The organism is Zoogloea sp., from assembly GCF_044344315.1.
In the GTDB taxonomy this organism is placed as follows: domain Bacteria; phylum Pseudomonadota; class Gammaproteobacteria; order Burkholderiales; family Rhodocyclaceae; genus Zoogloea.
Genome location: NZ_JBIJDC010000059.1, coordinates 20,470 through 27,355 on the forward strand (window position 1 = coordinate 20,470; position 6,886 = coordinate 27,355).

Below are 6,886 nucleotides of genomic sequence, written 5' to 3' on the forward strand. Positions count from 1 at the left end.
CGAATCAGCCCGCAACAGGGGGCCGGGGCGCCGCAATATCCATGAGACTCCAGCGCGGCAGCACGGCAAAGCGGCCATCATCAGCCCCGCCCCGCTCCCCCGCCATGAATCGCAAGGCGCCGGCAAACGCAATCATGGCGCCGTTGTCGGTGCACAGCTCCATTTCCGGGTAGAAGACTTTCGCCCGACGCCGCGCCGCTGCTTCATCGAGGGCGGCCCGCAGGGCCAGATTGGCCCCCACCCCGCCTGCCACCACCAGCTGCCGGAGCCCCGTATGCCGGAGGGCCGCCATGGATTTGGCCACCAGAACCTCCACTGCGGCCGCCTGGAACTCAGCCGCCAGATTAGCCTTGTCCGCCTCACCGAAGCCTTCCGCCCCGGCCGCCGTCAGCACCGCCGTCTTGAGCCCGCTGAAGCTGAAATCGAAGTCCTTGCTGTGAAGCATCGGCCGCGGCAGCTTGAAGCGCCCCGGCTTGCCCTCCAGCGCCAGCCGGGCAAGGGCCGGGCCGCCGGGATAAGGCAGGCCGATCAGCTTGGCGGTCTTGTCGAACGCCTCACCGGCGGCGTCATCCACGGTCTCTCCGAGCAGGGTGTAATCCCCCACTCCGGCAACGCGCATCAACTGGGTATGTCCGCCAGAGACCAGCAGGGCCACAAAAGGAAACTCCGGCGGGGTAGCCGACAGCAGCGGCGACAGCAGGTGTCCCTCCAGGTGGTGCACCGGCAGCGCCGGCACGCCCAGGGCCACGCCGAGCGCCTCGGCCACGCTCGATCCAACCAGCAGCGCCCCGGCCAGGCCAGGCCCCGCGGTATAGGCAATACCGTCGATGTCACCCATGGCCAGCCCGGTAGCCTCAAGCAGCTCTCGCAGCAGCAGCGGCAGGCGGCGGATGTGGTCACGGGAGGCCAGTTCGGGCACCACCCCACCGTAGGCCGCATGGAGGTCAATCTGGGAATGCAGGCGGTGCCCCAGCAGGCCCCGCTCCGCGTCGTAGATGGCGACCCCAGTCTCATCACAGGACGATTCAATACCCAGAACGCGCATGGTACTTCCGCAGAAAAATCAGCATTTTACCTTGGCGCTGCCAACAAAGCGAAAAGTGGACTTGGTAGACCCGAACGACTTGGTTATACTCGTCGTTTTTCCGTCCAAAGAATTTTCGAGGAAGCACGCAATGCCGGGTATTCGCGTCAAAGAAAACGAGCCGTTCGAAGTTGCCATCCGCCGCTTCAAGCGCACCATTGAAAAAGTGGGCCTGCTGCCCGAGCTCCGCTCCCGTGAGTTCTATGAGAAGCCCACCGCCGAGCGCAAGCGCAAGCTGGCCGCCGCGGTGAAGCGTCATCACAAGCGCCTGCGCAGCCAGACCCTGCCCCCGAAGATGTACTAAGCAACACCCGAGTACACGCTTCCCGACCGCCACGCGATACGCGCTTTTGCGCGAGCGCGTGGCGTTTGTGCTTTTCCGTCGCACCCGGCTCGCCTCGCGAGAATCGGCGCCGACCCCACCCGCCAAGGAAATCCGTACATGTCCCTCAAGGTTCAAGTTTCCGACGACATGAAGGCCGCCATGCGCGCCAAGGACAGCGCACGCCTGTCTGCCCTGCGCCTGCTGCTGGCGGCCATCAAGCAGCGTGAAGTGGATGAACGGATTGAGCTGGACGATGCGGCGGTTGTCGCCGTGGTGGACAAGATGCTCAAACAGCGCCGGGATTCGGTCGCCCAGTACGAGGCCGCCCAGCGCTTCGACCTGGCCAGCGCGGAACGCTTTGAGATCGACGTGCTGACGGCCTACAAGCCCGCCGGCCTGAGCCCGGAGCAGATCGCCGAAATCATCGACGCAGCCGTTGTCGCCACCGGCGCCAGCACCCCTGCCGACATGGGCAAACTAATGGCTGTGGTCAAACCGCAGCTCGCCGGCAAAGCCGACATGACCGAGGTGTCCAAACTGGTCAAATCGCGGCTCGGCAACTAGGATTCATGGGGATGGCGCCCCGGCGCGCCGTCCGGACATCATGATTCCGCAATCCTTCATCCAGGATCTTCTCGCCCGCGTCGATATCGTCGAGGTCATCGAACGCTACCTGCCGCTCAAGAAGGGCGGGGCAAACTATTTTGCCTGCTGCCCCTTTCACGGCGAGAAGTCCGCGTCGTTCTCCGTAAGCCCCACCAAGCAGTTCTATCACTGCTTTGGCTGTGGCGTACACGGCAGCGCGATCAGCTTCCTGATGGAATACAACGGCCTCGGCTTCATCGACGCCGTGAAGGAGCTCGCCGGTACGGTGGGCATGGAAGTGCCGGAAGACGACTTCACGCCCAATCGCGACCGGGCCAAGGAGCAATCCCTGACCGAAGTCATGGCGCAGGCCGCGCGCTTCTACAAGGAGCAGCTCAAGCGCAGCCCGGTGGCCATCGACTACCTCAAGGGCCGCGGCCTGACTGGCGAGATCGCCGCCCGCTACGGCCTGGGTTACGCGCCGGAAGGCTGGCAGGCCCTGCAGGCCGCCTTTGCCGACTACAGCGCCGCCCAGCTGCTCGAATGCGGCCTTGTCCTCGAGAACGAACAAAACCGCCGTTACGACCGCTTTCGTGACCGCATCATGTTCCCCATCCAGGACCAGCGCGGCAATGTCATCGGCTTTGGTGGCCGGGTACTCGGCAAGGGCGAACCCAAATACCTGAACTCCCCCGAGACACCGCTCTTTGAGAAGGGCCGCGAACTCTACGGCCTGGTCCAGGCACGCCAGGCAGTGCGCGATCAGGAATGCGTGCTGGTCGTTGAAGGCTACATGGACGTGGTCGGCCTGGCCCAGTTCGGCGTGGGCAATGCCGTCGCCACCCTCGGCACCGCAGCCACGCCCCATCACATCCAGAAGCTCCTGCGCCTCACTGACCGGGTCGTGTTCTGCTTCGACGGTGACGCCGCCGGCCGCCGCGCCGCCGGCCGCGCCCTGGAGGTCAGCCTCGAACATCTGGCCGACAACAAGACTGTCAGCTTCCTCTTCCTGCCCGAAGAACACGATCCGGACAGCTTCGTCCGCGCCGAAGGCCCCGACGCCTTCCGCACCGCCATGACCCGCGCCCAGCCCCTGGCCGAGTTCCTGCTGGCCGAGCTGCGCAAGGACATCGACCTGGGCACCGCCGAAGGGTGCGCCCGCCTGATCCACGAGGCCAAGCCGCTGATCACCCGCATCGCCGCACCCCTACTGCGTTTGCAGGTCATCAAGATGCTCGCCGAAAGTGCCGGTTTCACCCAGGCGGAAGTGGAGCAGGCTTTTGGCCTGAAGTCCGCCGCGGCAGCCCCCCGGCGCTTTGAATCCGACCGCCCCTTCGAATCCGGCTTTCCGCGCGACTTCGGCGACGGTGGCGGACGCTTCCGCGGCGGCCGCCGTGGCTACGGCAAGGAACTCCCGCGCCTGACGCCCCGGCAGGCACCCTCCAATCCGGTCGAAACCCTGCTCAAGCTCGTGATCCAGCACCCCGTCTGGGCAGCCCGCCTGCCCATCGACCTGCTACCCCACGACACGCCGGAAGGCCTGGCCCTGATTGCCATGACCGACGCCATGAGCGTCGGCGACCTGCCCACCCACGGCGTTGGTGCGCTGCTCGAACATTACCGCGACACCCCCCACGCCCCGGTGCTCTCCAGGATCTCCGGCCAACTGGCCGACACCCCGCTCGACGAGGCCATGCTGGAACCCCAGTTCAACGACACACTCTACAAACTCGAGTCCAATCTGGTCGAGAAAGAGATCAACACCCTGAACGCCAGAGCCCGCGAAAGCGGCCTCGAACCCGCAGCTCGGAGACGGCTTGCAGAACTGCTGTCGCTAAAAGAGAAGCTCAAAACCCGAGCCAAAGTATCGGATTCGTAATATAATTTTCGGTTTCGCGAAATTCGCCCGCCGAGACCTATCGCAACAGCGCGCCAAAGCAGACGCAGAAGCCTGCCGATAGCTGCGCGCCAACAGCTCGGACGACCAATCGAGGACAGCCATGACCACGGAAAAGCCCAAACAACCGCGCAAAGCGCCTGCCAAGCCGCGAGCAGCGAAGGTCAAGGACAAACTCGCCCCGATGATCGCCGAGGCCCCCTCGGCGGAAGAGGCTGAAGTTCGCCGCACCCGGCTCAAGACCCTGATCGCCCTCGGCAAGGAACGGGGCTACCTCACCTACGCCGAGATCAACGACCACCTGCCCGACGACCTCGTCGACGCCGAGCAGATCGAGTCCATCATCACCACCTTCAACGACATGGGCATCCAGGTCTTCGACGTGGCCCCCGCCGCGGAAGACCTCCTCATGTCCGAAGTCGCCCCCACCGTGGTGGACGACGAACAGGCCGAAGCCGAAGCCGAACAGACCCTCTCCGCGGTCGATTCCGAATTCGGCCGTACTACCGACCCCGTCCGCATGTATATGCGTGAAATGGGCACGGTAGAACTCCTCACCCGCGAAGGCGAAATCGAAATCGCCAAGCGCATCGAGGAAGGCCTCAAGCACATGATTCAGGCGATCTCCGCCTGCCCGACGACCATCGCCGAGATTCTCGAGGCTGCCGACAAGATCGGCCGCGAAGAGATGCGCATCGACGAACTCATCGACGGCCTGATCGACCCGAACGCCGTCGAAGCCATTGAAGAACTCGCCGAAAGCGATGAGCTCGAAGTGGAGGAAGCCGACGAAGCCGACGAGGAGGAAGACGATGGCGGTGCCGGCGCCCAGTCTGCCTCGCTGATCAAGCTCAAGGCCGACGCGCTCGAACGCTTCGCCACCCTGCGCGGCCTCTACGAAAAGATGGCCGTGGCCCTCCAGAAGAAGGGCTACCAGGACAAGACCTACATGAAGCTCCAGGAGCAGGTCTCCAACGAGCTCATGAATATCCGCTTCACCGCCCGCACCACCGAACGCCTGTGCGACGCCGTGCGTCACATGGTCGACCAGGCCCGCGGCCACGAGCGCAAGATCCTGAGCCTGTGCGTGGACAAGGCCGGCATGCCGCGCCCCCACTTCATCAAGAGCTTCCCGGGCAACGAAACCAACCTGGATTGGCTCAAGGCCGAAATCTCCGCCGGCCCCAGCAACTCCCCGGTGCTGATGCGCATGCAGCCCGCCGTGCTCGAGGAGCAGCAGAAGCTCATCGACCTCCAGGACCGCATCGGCATCCCCCTGAAGGAACTCAAGGACATCAACAAGCAGATGTCCACCGGTGAAGCCAAGGCCCGCCGCGCCAAGCGCGAGATGACCGAAGCCAACCTGCGTCTGGTCATCTCCATCGCCAAGAAGTACACCAACCGCGGCCTGCAGTTCCTCGACCTGATCCAGGAAGGCAACATCGGCCTGATGAAGGCGGTGGACAAGTTCGAATACCGTCGCGGCTACAAGTTCTCCACCTACGCCACCTGGTGGATCCGCCAGGCCATCACCCGCTCCATCGCCGACCAGGCCCGCACCATCCGCATCCCGGTGCACATGATCGAGACGATCAACAAGATGAACCGGATCTCCCGCCAGATCCTGCAGGAAACCGGCAACGAGCCCGATCCCGCCACCCTGGCCGAGAAGATGGAAATGCCCGAGGAGAAGATCCGCAAGATCCTCAAGATCTCCAAGGAACCCATCTCCATGGAGACCCCGATCGGCGATGACGACGACTCCCACTTGGGCGACTTCATCGAGGACAACGCCACCCTGGCCCCGGCCGAGGCAGCCCTGTACTCCAGCCTGCGCGACGCCACCAAGGAAGTCCTCGACTCCCTCACCCCGAGGGAAGCCAAGGTCCTGCGCATGCGCTTCGGTATCGAGATGAACACCGACCACACGCTGGAAGAAGTGGGCAAGCAGTTCGACGTCACCCGCGAGCGCATCCGCCAGATCGAAGCCAAGGCCCTGCGCAAGCTGCGTCACCCCAGCCGCTCCGAGCGCCTGCGCAGCTTCCTCGACAACGAAGCCTGACAGGCAAGCGGGCCGCACTGGGGCGGCCCCTGCGTCCCTCTCCCGGGCCCATAGCTCAGTTGGTTAGAGCAGGCGACTCATAATCGCTTGGTCACAGGTTCAAGTCCTGTTGGGCCCACCATACGTTTCAAGCACTTAGGCCAGCCTCACGAGGGCTGGCCTTTTGCTTTTTGGGAAGCGGGAAGGACTGGGGAAGGAATCCAGAAAATCCGTGCAAGGCCCCGCCGCATAGGCCGATCCCGGCGAGGCATGCGTTCTTGGCGCAGGCAATGACTATCTGCCACGGAAGGTGTGCTGCCATTCACTGATCGCCAGGGAGTTTGTGATGGATCATGGGGAAGTAGCATTGCCCAACACTTCCGCCAAGTTGCCACTCGAACACACAGATGCCCATCCCAGTTCGCCTTATCACCGCCCTTCTCATCCTGGTCACAGTTCAAGGCTGTGCCGCGCCACGTGCCTCATGGAAGAAAGAAGGCGTTTCTGCCGACACAACCCAAACCTCTCTCTCCGAGTGCAGGTATCAAATCGGTGTGAACAAGATCCCAGCCGAACAACAACAGGGCCTACTCGTCCAATGCATGCAGGGCAAGGGTTACCGCTGGCGATAGACGGCTCACTTTGCCCAGGCTGGCGGCACCTCGTCCCAACTCGTCGTCCACGCAGCTAACTCAAAAGCAGGAGAGGCAACATGACGAAGCAGTACTACCTGGTGTTTGTAGTCAGGAACTACAAGACCGACTTGTCATTTGAGGTCAGCCTGCACACCTCCAATAGACTCGCCCGAATCCTTGAAAACAGGGAGTGGCAATCGCCCGGCTTCTTCCACTTCGAGACGATGGACGGTAGGACCGTCGCCATCAACTTGGAACAGGTGCAAGCGATCCGATATCTGTGGGAGCCATTCCCAGTGATTTACGCGGACGTGACCAC

6 protein-coding genes and 1 tRNA gene are annotated in these 6,886 nt (G+C 63.3%); 6 read left to right on the forward strand and 1 reads right to left on the reverse strand.

Features of this window, described 5'->3' with window-relative positions:
- Positions 1–4 precede the first annotated feature (4 nt).
- Positions 5–1,045, reverse strand: coding sequence for a tRNA (adenosine(37)-N6)-threonylcarbamoyltransferase complex transferase subunit TsaD (gene tsaD, locus ACIQ09_RS13495; protein WP_398310615.1), 1,041 nt, complete (start codon positions 1,043–1,045; stop codon positions 5–7).
- A 130-nt stretch (positions 1,046–1,175) separates the two neighbouring features.
- Here tsaD and rpsU point away from each other — a divergent pair, with 130 nt between their 5' ends.
- From rpsU to ACIQ09_RS13525, 6 genes are all read left to right on the forward strand, one after another.
- Positions 1,176–1,388 (forward strand): 30S ribosomal protein S21, encoded by a 213-nt coding sequence (gene rpsU, locus ACIQ09_RS13500; protein WP_079432811.1) that lies wholly within the window; start codon positions 1,176–1,178, stop codon positions 1,386–1,388.
- 138 nt (positions 1,389–1,526) lie between these two features.
- Positions 1,527–1,973, forward strand: coding sequence for a GatB/YqeY domain-containing protein (locus tag ACIQ09_RS13505; RefSeq protein ID WP_398310618.1), 447 nt, complete (start codon positions 1,527–1,529; stop codon positions 1,971–1,973).
- 40 nt (positions 1,974–2,013) lie between these two features.
- Positions 2,014–3,873: a DNA primase gene (gene dnaG, locus ACIQ09_RS13510; RefSeq protein ID WP_398310621.1), complete on the forward strand. Its 1,860-nt coding sequence runs from the start codon at positions 2,014–2,016 to the stop codon at positions 3,871–3,873.
- 121 nt (positions 3,874–3,994) lie between these two features.
- Complete coding sequence (gene rpoD / locus ACIQ09_RS13515) at positions 3,995–5,953, forward strand: RNA polymerase sigma factor RpoD (protein ID WP_398310624.1); 1,959 nt, start codon at positions 3,995–3,997, stop codon at positions 5,951–5,953.
- A 44-nt stretch (positions 5,954–5,997) separates the two neighbouring features.
- A tRNA-Ile gene (locus ACIQ09_RS13520) sits at positions 5,998–6,074 on the forward strand.
- Positions 6,075–6,644: 570 nt separating this feature from the next.
- The coding region (locus ACIQ09_RS13525; RefSeq protein WP_398310627.1) for a hypothetical protein at positions 6,645–6,886 on the forward strand (242 nt) is incomplete at its 3' end.